Source organism: Paenibacillus sp. GYB004, from assembly GCF_036577605.1.
GTDB classification, from domain to species: domain Bacteria; phylum Bacillota; class Bacilli; order Paenibacillales; family NBRC-103111; genus Paenibacillus_AB; species Paenibacillus_AB oceani.
Genome location: NZ_JARBDB010000008.1, coordinates 304,518 through 323,487, shown reverse-complemented (window position 1 = coordinate 323,487; position 18,970 = coordinate 304,518). Strand labels below are relative to the sequence as shown.

Here is an 18,970-nt window from a genome sequence, read left to right as displayed (position 1 = left end):
CCGAGAATCGGGAGTGAATGTAAATGAATAACAAATACGAAGAAATAACGATAAAAATGGAGCCGATCTTTCAAGGGAAAGTGATCTCTCTCCAAGTCGATCATGTCCGTCTGCCGAACGGGGAGACAGCAACGCGGGAAGTCGTGAAGCATCCTGGAGCGGTGGCGGTGCTGGCGATCAAGGACGACAAGATGATCGTCGTCGAGCAGTATCGGAAGGCGCTGGGACGGAGTCAGGTGGAGATTCCGGCCGGCAAGCTGGAGCCGGGGGAGGATTTGATGGAGGCGGCGAAGCGGGAGCTGGAGGAGGAGACCGGCTACCGGTGCGATGAGGTGAGACCGGTAAGTTCCTTTTATACGTCACCCGGCTTTGCCGACGAGATCCTGCATCTGTTCGTGGCGGACCGGCTGACGGCGGGCGAAGCGAACCCGGACGAGGACGAGTTTCTCGACTGCGAAGCGATTACGCTGGAGACCGCCAAACGGTATATCGCGGAAGGGCGGATCAGCGACGCCAAGACGATCGCCTCCGTATACGCCTGGCAGCTTCACCGGCTGACGGGATCGTACACGCTATGAACTCTTACTTCGTAGATTTGCACGTTCATATCGGCCGGACGGAGAAAGGGGCGCCCGTCAAAATTAGCGGCAGCCGCGACCTGACCTTTTACAATATCGCCAAGGAAGCGTCCGACCGTAAAGGAATCGAGGTTATCGGCATCATCGATTGCCAGTCGCCGGGTGTGCAGGAGGAAATTACGGCTTATTTGGATAAAGGCGACATGGAGGAGCAGAAGGGCGGGGGCATCCGGTATGACCGGACGATCGTAATGCTGGGCAGCGAGATCGAAGTGAAGGACGAGGGGATGGGGCCGGCTCACCTGCTCGCTTATATGCCTACGCTGGATTCGATGCGGGCGTTTACCGAGTGGATGCGGCCTTATATGAAAAACGTGCAGCTCAGCTCCCAGCGCCTGTATGTCCCGGCACGACATCTGCAGGACGAAGTCGTCGGACGCGGAGGCTTCCTGATCCCGGCTCATATATTTACGCCTTACAAAAGCGTATACGGCAGCGCGACGACCCGGCTGGCGAATATGCTCGATCCGGATCGGCTTGCCGCGGTGGAGCTCGGCTTATCTGCCGATACCGAGATGGCGAGCTGCCTGTCGGAGCTCGACCGGTACTCCTTCGTCACGAATTCCGATGCTCATTCGCTCGGCAAAATCGGCCGGGAGTATAACCGGATCGATATGCTTGAGCCGAGCTTCGAGGAGCTCAGACTGGCGCTCGTCCGGGAAGGCGGACGCCAAGTATCCGCCAATTACGGGCTGAACCCGCGGCTCGGCAAATACCACCGGACGTATTGCGGCGTCTGCGAATCGGTACTGGACGAGCGGGAAGTGGCGAGCGAGCGGTGTTTGTATTGCGGCAGCGGCAAAATCGTCAGGGGGGTGATGGACCGCATCCAGTCGATCGCCGACCGGACCGAGCCGAACATCGCGGCGCATCATCCGCCTTACCGGTTCCAGGTGCCTCTCGAGTTTATCCCGGGGCTGGGCAAAAAAAAGCTGGCCCGGCTGCTGGAGCTATTCGGGACGGAGATGAACATCCTGCACCGGGTCGGCGAAGACGAGCTCCGGCAAGCGGCGGGAGACGAGATCGCCGGTTATCTGATGCAGGCGCGCGCCGGAACGCTGGCTTTACAGGTCGGAGGCGGAGGGAAATACGGCAAAGTGTCGCGCGGTAACGATACCTTCTTTTCGTAGAGTTCAGTCATAGTTTCCCTTGCCGGTTCATAGAATGAATCGAGCTGGACAAGGGGAGGGAGCCGTCATGAACTGGAACTACCGGATGAGGTTGTATATGAAGGAACATTTGCCGTTGTATTTGTTCGTCTCCGTATTGTTCGTCATGGGCGTCATTTTCGGTGCGCTGATGGTCGGCGCGCTGTCGACCGGTCAGAAGGAGGAGATGGCGCGGCATGTCAACAGCTTTATTCAGATCGTCCATCAGGGAGACGAGCTCGGAGGCCAGACGACGTTCCGCGATTCGATCTCGCTTCATCTGAAATGGATCGGGCTCATCTGGATATTGGGATTGTCCGTAATCGGACTTCCGTTTATATTTTTGCTCGACTTTTTGAAGGGCGTGCTGGTCGGGTTCTCGGTCGGATATTTGGTCGGCCAGTTGTCGTGGAAAGGGATGCTGTTCGCGTTCGTTTCGATCGCTCCGCAAAATCTGATCGTGATTCCCGCACTCGTCTTGTGCAGCGTCTCGGCCTGCGCCTTCTCTCTATATCTCGTGAAAAACCGGTTCGTTCAAAAACGGGGCACGTTGTACCCGACGTTCGTCCGTTACACGTCTCTGACCTTGTGTATGGGCGCGCTGCTCTTCGGAGTCGCCATGTTCGAAGCGTATATGTCGCCGGTAATGATCAAGTGGGTTGCGCCCATGCTGGTCGCCGGAGCGGGTTAAACTCCGGCTGTCTGAGCGAATCCGCATCCGGCCGCTACGCTTCGGACGGCGGTACCGCGGATTGGCCTACAATCATCTCGCAGGGCAGTGTCCGGTCGAGATATTCCCCTTCGGGTACAGAGGCCGATTCGTCCAGCAGCATCGTAATCACTTGCTCCGCCAACTGATGAATGCCCGGTCCGATCGAGGTCAGAGGAATTTCAAACAGCTTCGCCATCTCGGGAATGCTCTCGTACGAGACCAGCGACAAGTCTTGCGGGATACGCAGACCCAGCTTTCGGATCAGATGAATAAACGAGAACATAATGCCGTGGCTGTCGACGATAAAAGCAGTCGGCCGGGAGCCGGGCTCTTTGCCGAGCACCTTGACGATCTGTTGTTCCGGCAGGACCGCATTCGGCAAGTTTTGAATGATATAATCCGGATCGTACGTCAGCTTGTTTTCCAGCAGTCCCACCGTATAACCCATCAGCTTGTCCGAAACTCCCCCCACGAATGCGATTCGTTTATGGCCGAGCTCGGCCAAATGCCGGACCGCCTGCATGATCGCCTCCTTCCGGTCGATCCCGATCCGATGGGAATTTTCAATGATGGCTCCCCCCATCGCGAGCATCGTTCCCTGAAACCGCTCTTTCTCATGCAGGAAGCCGAGGCTCGGCCTCCAGCCGGTACCGGCCCAAAACACGATATTCTCGACATGGTGATCGTTAAAATGCCGCATCGCTTCTTCCGGCCGTGCAAAGGAAACGAGCGTATAATGCCCGCGCTCCGAAGCCTGGCGCTGAATCTCGTTGCACAGATGGTTGAAAAATAGTCCTACCGGAGGAGACCAAATGATCCCGATACTGCTCGACTGCGCTTCGGACTTCAGCTTGGCGGATAAGCTGGAAACATAATTCATCTCTTTGGCCAGCTCGATGATTTTAGTGCGGGTATGTTCCTTGACGCCGGGCTCGTTGTTCAACGCCCGGGAGACGGTGGCTGCGGTTACGCCGGCCGCTTTGGCAATATCTTTTAAAGTGGTCATGATCGGTTTCCTTCCTTGTGGATTCTAGGAAGCGGATCGAGCGAGGCTTGCTCCCCTTTCCTTTAAAGATCTCACTTCTTATTGTAACACCAAATGGAAAAATATAATAGTTGCGTAAAAATGTAATCGTTACGTAAATATAATAGTTTTGCGATATTACTCTTTACTTTTACATGTAACCGCTTTATTATGGAAATAAGAGGGACATCATCTAGTCGCACGACGTACAATATTCAAATACATCCTACGGAAGACGATTCGTTAAAGCGGGTAGCCATTTCTGCGAGGCCGAATTCCGATGATGTGGAGAGGGGGCGCAGCCGTCGTTGGGTCCGGTCGGGCGACTGTTAGCGGAACCAATTAAATTTGAAAGCGCTTGCTAAATTTGGTGATCGATTCATACAAAAGGGGAACGTTTGCTTTTAAAAAACGATTAAGCTAGGGGCCTGTATGAATTCCAAGCCATCATCTGCCTGGATGAGGCCAGGATAACCGGTGCGTTGGCAAAAGCCGGATATCGCTACTTCGGGTAAAGACCGGAGAAGCTGCATGATTATTCTGTACCGTTCCTCGATCATGTGGAAATCGATTGCTGTCGAGCCGATCGTCAGCCGGAGGAAGAGACCTATTTTATTTTACGATGCATAAGGGGGAATTGGAATGAGGAGCAAAAAATCGTTTACGGCATTAACGGCCGCTGCTATGGCTATGGTGCTGCTGGCTTCGTGCGGGAAAAGCGGCGGGGATGGAGCCGGTCCGGGCGACAATGGGACTCCGGCCGTCGATATTACGAGCCAGCCGGCCGAGGTTGTGTTTTATTCGAACAATGGCGATCCTGTCGAAAGCTTCGACTACCGGTTCGGCAATGCGATACGCAAAAAATTTCCGAACTGGACGATTCAGTATATTCAGCGGACCGGCACCGGAACGCAGCTGCAGGATTTGATCGCAAACGGCACGAAGTTCGATATATTTTTCCAGTCGATCGGCAATTTTGAAGCGAACGCCTTTCCGGCCGGCATCGAGTACGATATGACGGAGTTGATCAAAAATCACAAAGTCGATCTGAACCGGCTCGATCCCACCGTTGTAGATGCGGTCAAGCAGGCGTCGGGCGGCAAGTTTTACGGTCTTCCCGTATTTACAACAAATCTGGTTCTTTACTACAATAAGACGCTGTTCGATAAGTTCGGCGTACCTTACCCGAAAGACGGCATCACATGGAGTGAGATGGTCGACTTATCCAAGCGGTTGACCCGGACCGAGGGCGATATCCAGTACTTCGGGTTTACCCACTCTCCGGTACATACGCTGCGGATGAATCCGCTGTCGATCCCGAATACGGATATACCGAGCGACACGCCTACGATCAACAAGGACGACCGGTGGAAAACCTATTTCCAGACTTATTATTTGGATCCGATGCGCGTACCCGGGTATTTGGATGGAATGAAGAAGATTAATAAAATCCCGGATATTAATATGTTCGTTAAAGATCAAAGCGTCGGCATGTTCGGTTATTTGTCCAGCTTGATATACGTCTGGGAGCAGGAGCTGAAGGCGCTTAACTGGGATATCGTCTCGTTCCCGACCGTAGACAAAGGGATCGGATCGCAGTCGTATCCGTCCTACTTCGGCATTACGAACATGGCCCGAAACAAAGCAGCGGCAATGGAAGTACTGAAATTTATGATATCCGACGAGTTTCAGTCGGAGATGGCCCGCAAAGGAATCATGCCGGTCCTTCAAAACGACGCCATCAAAAAAGAGCTTGGCAAAGAATCGCCGTACAAAGACCGGAACTGGAACGCGCTGTTCTACAACAAATTCGCTCCGATCCCGGCGAAGGCGGCTTACGACGCCGATATGGTAACCCAGTACATCTCATACGGCAATCAGGTCGCCCTGGACAAAATGGACTTGAACACCGCTCTACGTAAAGCCGAAGAGGATTCGCTCAAAAAAATACAGGAATACAAAAGCAAAACCACCAAATAGTGTGAAAAACGTTCTCATTTAAAATGATTCTAAAAAGTTTGACTTGTATGGTTGCTCCACCTATAATGAGGATGGCGGCAATTTCCGCCGGGCGCTGTATCCGACGGTTAGAGCATTTCGCCAATGCGCTCAAGAGGGGGAGGAACATGGAAGCGCGTATCGAAAAAATCAAGCAGCAACTGCAGTCACAAGGCTACAAGCTGACACCCCAGCGTGAAGCGACCGTACGCGTCTTACTGGAGAATGAAGAAGACCATTTGAGCGCGGAGGATGTCTTCTTGCTCGTCAAGGATAAAGCACCCGAAATCGGGCTTGCTACCGTATATCGCACGCTCGAGCTGTTGAGCGAATTGCATGTCGTGGAGAAGATGAACTTTGGCGACGGGGTTGCCCGTTACGATTTGCGCAGTGAAAGCAATCATCACCATCACCATCATCTGATATGCGTGCAGTGCGGTGCGGTCGACGAGATTATGGAAGATTGGTTGACTCCGCTGGAAGAAAGACTGGAGCGGGAATATAATTTTAAAGTTTTGGACCATCGGCTCGATTTCCAAGGCATCTGTCACAGATGCAAGGATAAGGAGAAATCTTCCGGTGCAGAGCAGAAGTAAACGGATCCCCGGGTAGCGGTATGTATCGCTGCTTGGGGATTTTTGCTTATTCGGCCGGCCGTGTCCGATCAAGGGAGGACCGGATACTTTCATCTCTCCCAACGCATGCTAAGCAAGAAGTACATATCCAATAGCAGCAGTTGTGGAGGCGAACGATAATGACGGCCGCGAACCGTTATACGATAGGAGTACCGAAAGAGATTAAAAATAACGAATTTCGCGTTGCGCTGACGCCCGGAGGCGCCCGCGTGCTGAAACATTCGGGGCACGAGGTGCTGATCGAAGCGGGAGCCGGCGCCGGAAGCGGCTTTACGGACGAGGAGTATTCCCGGGAGGGCGTCATCGTCGTGCCGGAGGCGGCAGGCGTATGGGAGCGCGCGGATCTGATCTTGAAAGTGAAGGAGCCGCTTTCTTCGGAATTCGGTTTTTTCCGTGAAAATCAGATTGTGTTCACCTATTTGCATCTGGCGGCCGCAGTTGATCTGGCCCACGCACTCGTCCAGAAACGGGTGACCGGGATTGCGTACGAGACGATTCAGCTGCAGAACGGAGGACTGCCGCTGCTGACTCCGATGAGTGAGGTGGCCGGGCGGATGTCGGTCCAGATCGGCGCCCATTTTCTCGAACGGTTCTACGGGGGAAGAGGGATACTGCTTGGCGGTGTGCCGGGCGTGCCGCCCGCGGAGGTCGTCGTGCTGGGAGGCGGAATCGTCGGGACGAACGCAGCCAAGATGGCGCTCGGTCTCGGCGCCGACGTAGTCATTGTAGAACGCAGCGGGGACCGGATGCGATATATCGACGACATCTTCGGCGGACGGGTGAAGACGCTCATGTCGACCCCGTTTCATATCGCCGAAGCGGTCCGATCCGCCGATCTGCTGATCGGGGCGGTGCTCATTCCCGGCGCGAGGGCGCCGAAGCTCGTGTCCGAGGATATGGTCCGGCAGATGAAAAAAGGGTCAGTGATCGTCGACGTCGCGATCGATCAAGGAGGCTCGATCGCGACGATCGACCGGGTAACCACGCACAGCGATCCGATCTACGAGAAATACGGCGTCATCCACTATTCGGTTGCCAACATGCCTGGAGCCGTCCCGAGGACGTCCACGATCGCGCTGACGAACGCTACGCTGCCTTATGTGGCGGAGCTGGCCGACAAAGGGTTCGAACGGGCGATTCATGAGAACGCTCCGCTGCGGCTCGGAGTGAATACGTATGCCGGCCGGATTACGCATCAGGCGGTGGCGGAAGCGGTGGATTTGCCGTACGTCCCGATGGTGTGAGGACATATTTCGTGCCGGCGGCTCATACGTTAAGGTGGGGACTTCAACAAGGTTGGAACAGGGAGGACAGGCCATGGTCGTTTCGTTAAGAAAATGGTGGGTTCGGACCAAGTTTATTGCCGTTTTCGTCATCTTGACGGTTATGCTGTTCGAGCTGTTCCGGTTTTTCGGAGGCTGGTTCGAGCCGGCAGGGCGGTACAAGGAACCGACGGGCAAAGCGGTCAAGGTGTTCCAGGGCGAAGCCGGCGTGACGGAGCCGGGCACGATGCTGGAGCGGCTGTTGTTTTTTTACAAGTACGGCGAGTAGGAGCGGTCATTTACCAGAAAGTAAATTGCGGAAGCGGCTCTAGATCCCTGTAAACGCCAGTGTTAAAAGACGCCGGTAGACGTTTATCTTGGGTCCGGCAGGAAAATCGATCCCCTGCGTTGAATATGGTTGTACATGAGGAACGACATACTGGGGGATCAACATTTGGCGATGAATAGACATATACAAACATTTATACACTACCTCTCCGTCGAGCGTGGTTTGTCACGCAATACATTGGAGTCTTATTCACGCGACGTTACCCATTACCTCGAACATATTAGCGGACTAGGCGTGGCGTCCATCGAGGAATCGGCCAAGTCCCATATCGTCAACTATTTGCTTTTCCTGAAACAGCTCGGCCGCGCGCCGACTACCGTATCCCGCAATATCGTGTCGATCCGGGCGTTTTACCAATATTTGCTGCGCGAGAGGACGATTACCCAAGATCCGTCGCTCGATATGGAGATGCCCAAGCTGGAGAAACGTCTGCCGAAGGTGATGACCGTCGAAGAGGTTGAACGGCTGCTGGAAGCGCCGGAGACGGCCGTGCCGGGCGGCATGCGGGATAAGGCGATGCTGGAGCTGCTGTATGCGACAGGCATTCGCGTATCGGAGCTGATCTCGCTGGGCGTGGACGACGTCAACCCGGCGATGGGGTTTGTCCGGTGTACCGGCAAAGGCAAGGAGCGGATTATCCCTCTCGGTAAAATCGCGGCTCACTGGCTGGGCAACTATACCGAATCGATGCGTCCCCAACTGCTGCGCCAGTCGAAGGACGAAGAGGCGCTTTTTATCAACCATCTCGGCACCCGGCTGACACGTCAGGGGTTTTGGAAAATTATTAAACGATACGCCCGCGAGGCGGGCATCGATAAGGAAATAACGCCGCATACGCTCCGTCATTCGTTCGCCACCCATCTGCTTGAGAACGGGGCGGATCTGAGGGCGGTGCAGGAAATGCTCGGCCATGCGGACATCTCGACGACGCAGGTGTACACGCAGGTTACGAAAGCCCGGATGAAAGAAATTTATGACCGGACGCATCCGAGGGCTAAAATGAATTCTTGATATTAAACCTTAATAAGACAACACCATTAAGGGAGAGTGCGGGGGGAGTGAAAATACCCATGCCCTCCCATACACGAACGATTGGGTTTGAACGCAAAGATGGCCGTCCGGAAGTCATTCTGGACGGTTTTTTACGCTGCAATTCGCAGTCGGAATGTGTCGACTTTAGGCGAGAGGGGTCGGTAAATCTTTACAGAAATCGATTACACAACATGGTACAATAGGACTGAAACGATAACGACACAGCACCTCTCTTTTAACCTCCACTAAGCTCGTTTCGTATCGAAGAAGTTTCCAATCCAAAGTGGGAGGGATCTATGATGTCAGAACATCAGAACCCCCGGCAATCCGCATCGCTGTCGGCCGGGACCCCGAGGTCGGAACGTTTGATGAGCCGAAGAAAGATGCTCGCTTCGATGGGACTTACTTTGTCTGGAGCCGCCCTCGCTTCAGCCGGACTTGTAAACGCTTCCGGAGATAGTGTGACCGAATCCGTCTATAGTCTCGGAGGCAAACGGAAGCTGCCCGATCTGCGTTACCTCGATCTCGTCGTCGCAACGGACTTAACCGGTTTGAGGGCGGATGCCAATCCTGATCCCGCTTACGTTTATTTCATGCGCGAATCGGGACTTCATTACCGGTACGATCCCGCTGACAGCTTGTCGGCCGATAACGGAGACAGCATCATCGTGGGCTCGACCGGCAAACGATTTAAGCGGATCAGTGCCGTTCAGCCCGCGGGAGCTTTGTCGGCAGGCGACTTCCCCGTCTCGGGGTCTACCCAGTCGACGACAGGCACAGTGGCGGCAGGCAGCAATATATTGACGGTTGCGTCGCCGATCGATTTCGAGATCGGGCAAGGCATTCTGATTGCCGGCGCCGGTGGGGCGAGACGAGAGGTGCTGACGCTTGTCCTGGAGGAGGAGGCTTCGGCTGCCGGGGCGGTCACCGTCCAGCTCCCCGGAGAAGCGGCCCAGTCCGTAACGGTCGCGGCTTCCAAAGAATCGGTCGAAATTACGGTAACGTCAGGGTGTACGCAATCCGGCAACATTGCGCTCGTTCTGGATTCCGTGCAATTCCTCATACCGGTTACCGCAGGAGAGAGCGCCGTGCAGATCGCCGACCGGATCAGAGGCTGGTACTTGGAGAATTGGACGAACGGCGGTTTGCCAGGGGCGGCTTCCGTCCTCCTGCAGGCGGCGCAACCAGGCAAGAAGCGGGATTCGTTTTATTTCAGCCAGGGGACAGGAGCGGCCGCAACGCTGACGATGACCAAAGGAGCAAGAACAAGCGTAAAGGAAGTTGCAGCCGCGTTGAAGCAGAAAACGTATGTAAACTGGCAAACCGGCGGATATTCGAATTCCAACGTTTTATTTTACATAGCCAAAAATAGCGGGGCCCGGAACGGCCAACAAGCGACCGTCGGCTTCAGCTCTACCGGAATAGCCGGCCGAATCGAGCCGGTCCAGTTCGGCAGCTTCCTCCTTACGAAGATTCAGGCGATCTCGGGAAATCAGATCACGCTCATCCATTCGGCGGTTTCGGCGGCATCCGACGTTTACGTCGGGCACGACGACTCTTCGGCTCTGCAGGCCGCTCTTACGGCGGCAGCCGGTAAAACGCTGCATATCCCGGCTGGAACCTACAGAATGGCGGCCGGATTGACGGCGGCGAAGGGGACTTCCCTCTGCGGGGAAGGATCGGTATCGACGATCTTGCAGTATCAGGCGGTTGGCTTGAAAGGTATTAGCGTGGGAGACGGAGCCGACGACGTATACGTAGGTTATTTGCAAATCAAAAATGTATGCAGCCCGGACGCGTATTCAGGCGGGGACTCCGAGGTGGACGGCATCATGATCGCAAACGCGAAGCGCACCATCGTCGAGTATTGCCGGTTCGACAATTGCGATGATGCGGGGATACGTGTCGGCTACAGCTCCGGAGGAAATTCGTCGGGGACAAAAGTGCTGTTTAATGATTTCGCGAATACGGCGGAAGGCTCGGGGATCGAGGTCATCCGCGGAGAAGACTGTCTGATCCAAGGCAATATCGTCAGATACAGCTCGCAGCACGGGGTGCGGTTATGCGGAGCGAGAAAACCTGTCGCGATCGGGAATATTCTCGATAATAATTATGACGGCTTTTCCATCCAAGGTTTCGGCAACGGGGTCAACGTCACCCAGAGAACCCAGGATTTTGTGATCGAGGGGAATGTCGTCAAGAACGATATCGCTTTCTCCATCGATATTTTCAACCAAGCGAACAGCGGGATCATCAAAGGCAACATGCTGGAAGGAACTTCGGCGCAGACCGGCATCAACCTGAAGACGATTTTGATCAGCGGCAGAAAAAGCTCAAACTTCGACATCACGATCGAGGGCAATGTGCTGAAAGGATACAACCGGGCGATTCAGATGCGCGGCGACTATTCCGGTATCGTCATCCGGGGCAATACGATCAAGGATTACTCGGCCAGCGGAACGGGCAGCGCTTACGGGATCTACCTCGATTGCGACGATGTAGGCGACATTCGTCATGTCGTGATCGAAGGCAATTCGTTTATATGCACGGCGTTAAATAAACTGGGCGTCCGCTTTTTCCGGCCTTCCCAAGGCAGCAGCGTCCATGTCCATAACAACTCGTTTTTGCTTCGCCTGAGCAACCACGCCCCGGCCAGCGTCGCGGAATACAGCGTCAAAAACGGAGGAACCGCCGGCTACAATCTGGATGCGATCGTCTCGATCAAGAAAGGATCTTGTACGGCGATGCTGCCGGACGGCACGCCAATAACCGGAATGACGATCGTGGACAGCAATACGTACGAGCCGATTCCCGTCTAGCGAGGACCTAAACGGAACGGCCGGGTCGAAGCGGCGGCAGCATGCGGCAACAGGAGGAAGAAGCGACCGAACATCCCTTGAGCTCCGGGCGATCCGGGGCTCTTTTGCATTCGTCCCGGGGTCGTGAGATAATATGGAAAACATTTGCCCCGTACACCTGCATAACGGAGGATCCTTATGAAATTTAAACGGATAGCACTGATCGTACTGGACAGCGTCGGCATTGGCGAGCTTCCGGATGCCCCGTCTTTCGGAGACGCCGGATCGCATACTCTCGGCCATATTGCCCAGCGGGTGCCCGCTTTCGCGCTACCGAATATGGAGAAGCTGGGGTTGGCGAACATCGCACCGCTTTCGCGCCTGCACCCGGAGGACCGGCCTGCTGCCTATTACGGCAAAATGGCTGAAGCGTCCGTCGGCAAAGATACGATGACCGGTCATTGGGAGCTGATGGGGCTCAAGGTGACGATTCCGTTCCAGACGTACCCGGACGGATTCCCGGAGCCGCTCCTGCGGAAGTTCGAAGAGGCCACGGGCCGGGGCGTACTCGGCAACAAGCCCGCCTCGGGAACCGAAATTATAGAGGAGCTCGGCGAAGAGCAGAAACGCACCGGCTCCTGGATCGTATATACGTCGGCGGACAGCGTCTTCCAGATCGCCGCCCATGAGCAGGTCATACCGCTTGAAGAACTGTACCAAGCGTGCGGAATCGCTCGCAGCCTGACGCTGGACGAATACGCCGTAGGCCGCGTTATCGCCCGGCCGTATACGGGGGAGCCCGGCTCGTTCAAGCGGACGGCGAACCGTCACGATTACGCGGTCAAGCCGCCTGGGCCGACGGTGATGAACCGGCTGAAGGATGCCGGTTACGATTGTATCGCGATCGGCAAAATCAACGATATTTTTTCGGGCGAAGGCGTAACCGCCTCGCTGCCGACCAAGAGCAACGAACACGGCATCGAAGAGACGATCCGGACGCTGGAGCAGCCTTTCGGCGGCATGGTCTTTACGAATCTGGTCGATTTCGACTCGTTATACGGTCATCGGCGGGACCCCGAAGGTTATGCGCAGGCGCTGATGGAATTCGATGCCCGTCTGCCGGATATTATGGCACGGCTCGGCGAGGAAGATCTATTGGTGATCACGGCCGATCACGGCAACGATCCGACTCATCCGGGCACGGATCACACCCGGGAGTATGTGCCGTTGCTTGTCTGGAGTCCGAAGTTGAAGTCGCCCGCTTCGCTCGGCGTACGCGCGACGTTTGCCGATGTGGGAGCGACGGTGGCGGAGAACTTCGGCCTGCCGGAGCCGGAGCACGGCAGCAGCTTTTTATCCGAGCTTCACGAATAGCGGAGGTGCTGTATGAACGCAAGCACGATGGAACAGCGGATCGCGGAAGCCGTCCGCTTTATCGAAGATGAGATTCCGTACGCCCCGGAGGTCGGTCTGATTCTCGGTTCGGGACTCGGGGTGCTGGCGGATTTGATGGAGGACGTAACCGTCATCCATTACGAAGAAATTCCGTTTTTTCCGGTGTCCACAGTAGAAGGCCATGCAGGCGAACTGCTGATCGGCACGATCGAAGACAGAAAAGCCGTCCTGATGAAGGGCCGTTTTCATTTGTACGAAGGCTACGACGTCGCATCGGTTGCTTTCCCCGTTCGGGTCATGAAAGCTCTCGGCGTCAAATCGCTGCTTGTCACCAATGCGGCGGGTGGAGTGAATATAGGATTTCAGCCCGGAGACCTTATGCTGATCCGCGATCATCTGAATCTGATGTTCCGCAATCCGCTGATCGGCCGCAACGAAGAGGCCCTCGGCGTCCGGTTCCCGGATATGTCGCAGGCGTACAGCGTCCGCTTGCTCGAATCGGCGAGAGAAGCCGCAGATCAACTGGGCATCCGGCTGCAGGAAGGCGTCTATGCCGGACTGCTCGGCCCGACCTATGAGACGCCCGCCGAGATCAAAATGCTCCGAACTCTCGGTGCCGACGCCGTCGGCATGTCGACCGTACCCGAAGTGATTGCAGCGCGCCATGCGGGAATCGAGGTGCTCGGCATTTCGTGCATTACGAATATGGCCGCGGGCATATTGAATCAGCCTCTTTCTCATGCGGAAGTGGTCGAAACGGCGGACCGGGTGAAGGAAAGCTTCCTGGATCTTGTATCGGCCGTCATTCCCAAACTGTAACGGTCTGGCACGATTATCGTCTACATTTATAACTTATTGGCTCAGGAGGTTGTTGTCTTCATGGAGTTGACCTACGTAGATCAGATCAATCAGGCTGCGGACTATATTCGCGGCAGGATCGCCGGGCGCGAGCCCGTCATCGGACTTGTGCTCGGTTCAGGACTGGGAGATTTGGCGAACGAGGTGGAGGATGCGCTAACCGTCGATTTCTCCGAAGTTCCGCATTTTCCGGTGTCTACGGTGGAAGGACATGCGGGCCGATTCGTCATCGGAACGCTTGAAGGGAAAACCGTCATCGTCATGCAAGGCCGTTTCCACTACTACGAAGGTTACCCGATGCGCAAGGTCGCGGTACCGATTTATGTAATGCGCAAGCTCGGCGTCCAAACCGTCGTCATCACGAATGCCGCCGGCGGAATGAACCGGGCGTTCCGTCCGGGCGATCTGATGCTGATCTGCGATCATCTGAACATGACGGGGGACAATCCACTGATCGGCACAAACGATGCCGGACTGGGCGTGCGCTTCCCGGACATGTCCGAAGCCTACAACAAATCGTACCGGGAACTGGCTCACCGGCTGTCGAGCCTGATCCGTACTGACGACGGGGACTCGCTGGAGCTGCAGGAAGGCGTGTATTGCGGCATCAGCGGACCGTCTTATATGACGCCGGCGGAGCTCAAGATGCTTGCCAGGCTGGGCGGAGACGCGGTCGGCATGTCCACCGTGGCCGAGGTGATCGCGGCGAGACATTGCGGTCTCGAGGTGCTGGGCATCTCCTGCATAACCGATATGGCGATCGGGGAGGAGCTGGAGCCGCTGTCCCACGAGCAGGTGATGGAAGTGGCGAACCGGACCAAGCCGAGATTTACCCTGCTAGTCAAATCGTTCGTGCGCGCCGTACCCGTCTGAGCGGCTTATCTTAAGGAGGAACGGTCATGAGAATGGTCGATCTGATACAAAACAAACGCGACGGCGTACGGCTGACGCGGGAACAGCTTTATTTTGCCATTCAAGGCTACACCAAGGGGGAGATCCCCGATTACCAGATGTCGGCGATGGCGATGGCGATTTATTTCCAGGGGATGGACGAGGAGGAAATCGCCGATCTGACGATGGCGATGGCGAACTCGGGCGATACCGTCAGCTTGGCCGGCATTCGCGGTGTAAAAGTCGACAAGCATTCGACGGGCGGCGTCGGCGACAAGACAAGTCTGATCGTCGTGCCACTCGTAGCCGCTGCTGGCGTCCCCGTGGCGAAAATGTCCGGCCGCGGCCTCGGCCATACCGGAGGGACCGTCGACAAGCTGGAATCGATCAGCGGCTTCCGCATCGAGCTGCCGAACGAGCAGTTCATCCGCAACGTCAACGACAACAAAATGGCGCTCGTCGGCCAGAGCGGCAATCTGGCGCCTGCGGACAAGAAGCTGTATGCGCTGCGTGACGTGACAGCGACGGTCAACTCGATTCCGCTGATCGCCTCCTCGATCATGAGCAAAAAAATCGCCTCCGGCGCCGATGCCATCGTGCTTGACGTCAAAGTAGGCTCCGGGGCGTTTATGAAATCGCTGGAGGAAGCGGAAAAGCTGGCTGCCACGATGGTGTCGATCGGCAAAAGCTTGAACCGTAAAACGATCGCCGTTTTGTCCGATATGAACGAGCCGCTCGGGACCGAAGTCGGCAACGCTTTGGAAGTGGCCGAGGCGATCGAGGTGCTGCGCGGCGGCGGGGAAGCCAGGCTGAAAGAAATTTGTCTGGCGCTTGCTGCGCATATGACCGTAGCCGGCGGCGCGTATCCTAGCTTCGAGAAAGCCCGTGAAGCGCTTGAAGGAATATTGGAGTCGGGACAGGGCTTGGCGACGTTCCGCAAGTTCGTCGAAGCGCAAGGCGGAGATCCGGCGATCGTGGATGATCCGGGCTTGCTGCCGCAGGCCGCTCTTCAGATAAGCGTCCGGGCTGAAAAGGAAGGATACGTACAAGCCGTCGATGCGGAATCGATCGGCGTCGCCGCCATGCTGCTTGGAGCCGGCCGTGCGAGGAAGGAAGACGCGATCGACTATTCCGTCGGCATTTCGCTTCGGAAAAAGGTCGGCCATCCGGTCCGATTCGGAGACGTTTTGGCGGTTATTCACAGCAACAAAGACCAGAACCAGGACATTTCCGGCAAAATTCTTGACGCTTATACGATCGGCGAGGACCGTCACGATGAAGTTCCGGTCGTCCACCGAGTCGTCCAATAACCGGCCGGTCGCCGGACGCGCGGGTCGTGCACGCAAATTCGGCTTGGACCTCGGGCTCCCTTGTGTCCACACAGAAGCACAGCCTTCCTGATCGGAAGGGCTGTGCTCTTTTCGTTTCCCTAGGGGCAGCAGCAGTTCGGTAAAATTCTGCGAATAACGCAAACGGGAAAATCGTTTTGTAAACAAAACCGAAATACTGTATAGTGTTTGTATAAAATTTGAACGTCATTCTGTACAGGAAGGAGCGCGCCTCATGTATAACATCAAAACCGTCGTTAAGCTGGTAGGCATTCCAGCCGTCACGATCCGTGCATGGGAAAACCGTTACGGTGTCGTAGAGCCGGGCCGGACCGACGGTGGTCATCGGGTGTATTCGGAGCGGGATGTCGAGGATTTGCGCTGGCTGAAGCGACAGGTTGACGAGAGAGGAATGAACATCAGCCAGGCTGCGAAGCTGTTGAAGCAGGCCAAGGCGGAACGTCGCGAGGGAGCGGGGCGTGAGAAGCCGGTCTCGGAAGCGGACAATGAACCGGCACTGGCGCCGGATAGCCGCCAGCTAACATTCGGCAAGCTGCAGGCTTTGTTGTACGATACTCTGATCCAGTACCGGACCGAGGAAGCGAACAGCTTGATCGATATGGGGTTTGCGTTGTATGCCTACGAAGATATGTTTCATCATGTGCTCGTACCGATTTTGTATAGAATTGGAGAAGAATGGGAAAGCGGCAAGGTGAGTGTCGCCCAGGAGCACTTCACAAGCAATATGTTGTATCAACGGTTTCATTATTTCTTCCGTGTATTGCCAGTCCAGTCTAATATGCCGAAGGCGGTCGCTTTTTGCCCGTCGGGTGAGCATCACCAGCTCGGATTGCTGCTCTTCGTGTTGTTTTTGCGAAAAAAGGGGATGGAGGTCGTATACTTGGGGACCGACATGCCGCTGGACGGCGTATTGCATGTGATCGAGAGCAAGCAGATCCGCTTCGTTTGCGTATCGTTGACCGGGGCAGGCAATCTGAATGCCGCGCTAGGGATGCTTCGCCACATCGCGGACAAGTTTCCGGATATCCGTTTCGTGCTGGGGGGCGGTGCGTTTAGCGGTGGCGGGCATCCGTACTCTGGATGCGTGTTAAGCGGCGATCCCGCCAAATGGGAAAGCTGGTTTAAGGATCAGGTAGGGAAATAAAGCTGCAAATCGTGGAGAAAACGGGTCTTTTCGCTTATGCGAAAAGGCCTTTTCTGGTTGTGAAAAATGAGGTGATCAAAAGAAATATTCCGGACGGTACATTTTTATCGTGACAGTTTTGTATATATATTGTATAGTATTTGTATAAATAAAGCTGAATAGAATTGTATTTCGGAGGTGAGCGTCTTTTGCCGGAAAAGAAGAAATCCACCGTTGCCGTTGTAGGTGCGGGACCGGGAGGGCTGGCGGTCGCCATGCTGCTCGCAAGCAGGGGGTACCATGTATCGGTGTTCGAAAAAAATGACTCGGTGGGAGGGCGTACGTCCAGACTTGAACTGGGCGAATACACATTCGATCGCGGTCCGACTTTTTTAATGATGCCCCATCTGCTCGAGGAACTGTTCGCTTACGCCGGCGCCGATATGCATCAGCAGCTGCGCCTTGTCGAGCTGGACCCGATGTACCGGTTAGTGTTCGGGGAACAGGAGCTGTTGGCGACGCGGAGCCCCGCACGGATGAAGGAGCGGATCGACTCGTTCTCCCCCGGGGACGGCGACGGTTACCTGCGGTTTATGCTGGAGGAAGAGAACAAGTTCAAGATGCTCGAGCCGCTGCTTAGGAGGCCGTTTAACGGGGTGTTTGACTATGCCCGTCGCGATGTCCTTCGCGCGCTGCCTAAGCTGAGTCTCGGCGACACGGTGTACAGCCGGCTGGCCCGTTATTTCAAGGATGAACGTTTGCGGTTCGCCTTTTCGTTCCAGGCGAAATATTTGGGAATGTCGCCGTGGGAATGTCCGGGCGCTTTTACGATCCTGTCCTTTATGGAGCACCAGTACGGCTTATATCATCCAATGGGCGGCGTTTTTCGGACCTGCGAGGCGATGGCCGACGTATTTCGCGGACTGGGCGGTCAACTGCATACGTCTTGCGGCGTCAAGCAGGTGCGGGTGCTGGAGAAGAAAGCGGTTGGGCTGCTGCTTGAGAACGGGGAGGAGCTTGCTTTCGACGATATTGTCATCAACGCCGATTTCGGTACGGCGGCAAGCCGGTTGTTCGCACCGGGCGATCTGCGAAAATATTCGCCCGACAAAGTTTCTCGTCTCCGTTATTCATGCTCGGCGTTCATGCTGTATATGGGGGTGAACCGTCCCGTCCGTCTGCCCCATCATAACGTTTATTTCGCCCGGGACTATCGGCGCAATACGGAGGAGGTATGCAGGTACGGCGTCGTATCCGACGATTTTTCCTTTTATGTCCATAACCCGTCTGTATTGGACCCTACGCTGGCGCCGCCGGGCAAGTCTTCGCTGTATGTGCTCGTCCCCGTACCCAACACCGGCTGCGCTATGGAGTGGAACGAGGAGACGACAGGCAGCTTCCGTGAGTCCGTGCTTCGCAAGCTCGAACAGGAACCGGAGCTCGCAGGTATCACCCGGGATATCGAAACCGAGCTGATCGCCACTCCCCGCGATTGGGAACAGCAGCTTAACGTATACAGGGGAGCCACCTTTAATCTGTCGCACCGGCTAAGCCAGATGATGGCGTTCCGGCCCCACAACCGGTTCGAGGATGCCGATCGCTGCTGGCTTGTAGGCGGAGGGACGCACCCGGGAAGCGGGCTGCCCACCATATGGGAATCGGCGCGTATTACGGCATCGATGATGGCGGCTAGAGACGGCAAGGAACCGTTCGGCGTGTCAGCCAGCGTAGCGGCTCAAGGACTCCGCCCGTGATCCT

16 protein-coding genes are annotated in these 18,970 nt (G+C 55.7%); 15 read left to right on the top strand and 1 reads right to left on the bottom strand.

Going from position 1 to position 18,970, the window contains the following annotated elements; translation table 11 throughout:
• The first annotated feature begins 23 nt into the window (after positions 1–23).
• The 3 genes from PV433_RS05495 to spoIIM all read left to right on the top strand — a co-directional run bounded on the left by PV433_RS05495 (position 24) and on the right by spoIIM (position 2,477).
• The gene (locus PV433_RS05495; RefSeq protein ID WP_332071164.1) at positions 24–578 is read left to right on the top strand and encodes an NUDIX hydrolase; all 555 of its coding nucleotides are present in this window, start codon (positions 24–26) and stop codon (positions 576–578) included.
• The gene (locus PV433_RS05490) at positions 575–1,768 is read left to right on the top strand and encodes an endonuclease Q family protein (RefSeq protein WP_332071163.1); all 1,194 of its coding nucleotides are present in this window, start codon (positions 575–577) and stop codon (positions 1,766–1,768) included. Before PV433_RS05495 ends, PV433_RS05490 begins: the two co-directional genes overlap by 4 nt.
• A 67-nt stretch (positions 1,769–1,835) precedes the next feature.
• The gene (gene spoIIM, locus PV433_RS05485) at positions 1,836–2,477 is read left to right on the top strand and encodes a stage II sporulation protein M (RefSeq protein ID WP_332071162.1); all 642 of its coding nucleotides are present in this window, start codon (positions 1,836–1,838) and stop codon (positions 2,475–2,477) included.
• A gap of 34 nt (positions 2,478–2,511) precedes the next feature.
• Here the strand turns inward: spoIIM and PV433_RS05480 are convergent, their stop codons facing one another.
• The gene (locus PV433_RS05480) at positions 2,512–3,504 is read right to left on the bottom strand and encodes a LacI family DNA-binding transcriptional regulator (protein WP_332071161.1); all 993 of its coding nucleotides are present in this window, start codon (positions 3,502–3,504) and stop codon (positions 2,512–2,514) included.
• Between the two features lie 660 nt (positions 3,505–4,164).
• Here PV433_RS05480 and PV433_RS05475 point away from each other — a divergent pair.
• The 12 genes from PV433_RS05475 (at position 4,165) to PV433_RS05420 (ending at position 18,966) form a co-directional block, all read left to right on the top strand.
• Entirely contained in the window at positions 4,165–5,502 is a 1,338-nt protein-coding gene (locus PV433_RS05475) for an extracellular solute-binding protein (protein WP_332071160.1), read from the top strand.
• A gap of 146 nt (positions 5,503–5,648) precedes the next feature.
• Positions 5,649–6,116, top strand: a complete 468-nt coding sequence (gene fur, locus PV433_RS05470; RefSeq protein ID WP_332071159.1) for a ferric iron uptake transcriptional regulator — start codon at positions 5,649–5,651, stop codon at positions 6,114–6,116.
• 158 nt (positions 6,117–6,274) lie between these two features.
• On the top strand, positions 6,275–7,399 hold the full coding sequence (ald, locus tag PV433_RS05465) for an alanine dehydrogenase (RefSeq protein WP_332071158.1): 1,125 nt from the start codon (positions 6,275–6,277) through the stop codon (positions 7,397–7,399).
• Positions 7,400–7,472: 73 nt separating this feature from the next.
• Positions 7,473–7,706 (top strand): DUF4227 family protein, encoded by a 234-nt coding sequence (locus PV433_RS05460; RefSeq protein WP_332071157.1) that lies wholly within the window; start codon positions 7,473–7,475, stop codon positions 7,704–7,706.
• Positions 7,707–7,877: 171 nt separating this feature from the next.
• Positions 7,878–8,777 (top strand): site-specific tyrosine recombinase XerD, encoded by a 900-nt coding sequence (gene xerD / locus PV433_RS05455; protein WP_332071156.1) that lies wholly within the window; start codon positions 7,878–7,880, stop codon positions 8,775–8,777.
• A 320-nt stretch (positions 8,778–9,097) separates the two neighbouring features.
• Positions 9,098–11,617 (top strand): right-handed parallel beta-helix repeat-containing protein, encoded by a 2,520-nt coding sequence (locus PV433_RS05450; protein WP_332071155.1) that lies wholly within the window; start codon positions 9,098–9,100, stop codon positions 11,615–11,617.
• 177 nt (positions 11,618–11,794) lie between these two features.
• Entirely contained in the window at positions 11,795–12,970 is a 1,176-nt protein-coding gene (locus PV433_RS05445) for a phosphopentomutase (protein ID WP_332071154.1), read from the top strand.
• A 12-nt stretch (positions 12,971–12,982) separates the two neighbouring features.
• The gene (locus PV433_RS05440; protein WP_332071153.1) at positions 12,983–13,810 is read left to right on the top strand and encodes a purine-nucleoside phosphorylase; all 828 of its coding nucleotides are present in this window, start codon (positions 12,983–12,985) and stop codon (positions 13,808–13,810) included.
• 60 nt (positions 13,811–13,870) lie between these two features.
• Positions 13,871–14,722: a purine-nucleoside phosphorylase gene (locus PV433_RS05435; protein ID WP_332071152.1), complete on the top strand. Its 852-nt coding sequence runs from the start codon at positions 13,871–13,873 to the stop codon at positions 14,720–14,722.
• 26 nt (positions 14,723–14,748) lie between these two features.
• Entirely contained in the window at positions 14,749–16,050 is a 1,302-nt protein-coding gene (locus tag PV433_RS05430) for a pyrimidine-nucleoside phosphorylase (protein WP_332071151.1), read from the top strand.
• Between the two features lie 253 nt (positions 16,051–16,303).
• Positions 16,304–17,233, top strand: a complete 930-nt coding sequence (locus PV433_RS05425) for a MerR family transcriptional regulator (RefSeq protein ID WP_332071150.1) — start codon at positions 16,304–16,306, stop codon at positions 17,231–17,233.
• Between the two features lie 188 nt (positions 17,234–17,421).
• Positions 17,422–18,966 carry a phytoene desaturase family protein gene (locus tag PV433_RS05420; protein WP_332071149.1) on the top strand — a complete coding sequence of 515 codons (1,545 nt, stop codon included), beginning with the start codon at positions 17,422–17,424 and terminating at the stop codon, positions 18,964–18,966.
• The last annotated feature ends 4 nt before the right edge of the window (positions 18,967–18,970 follow it).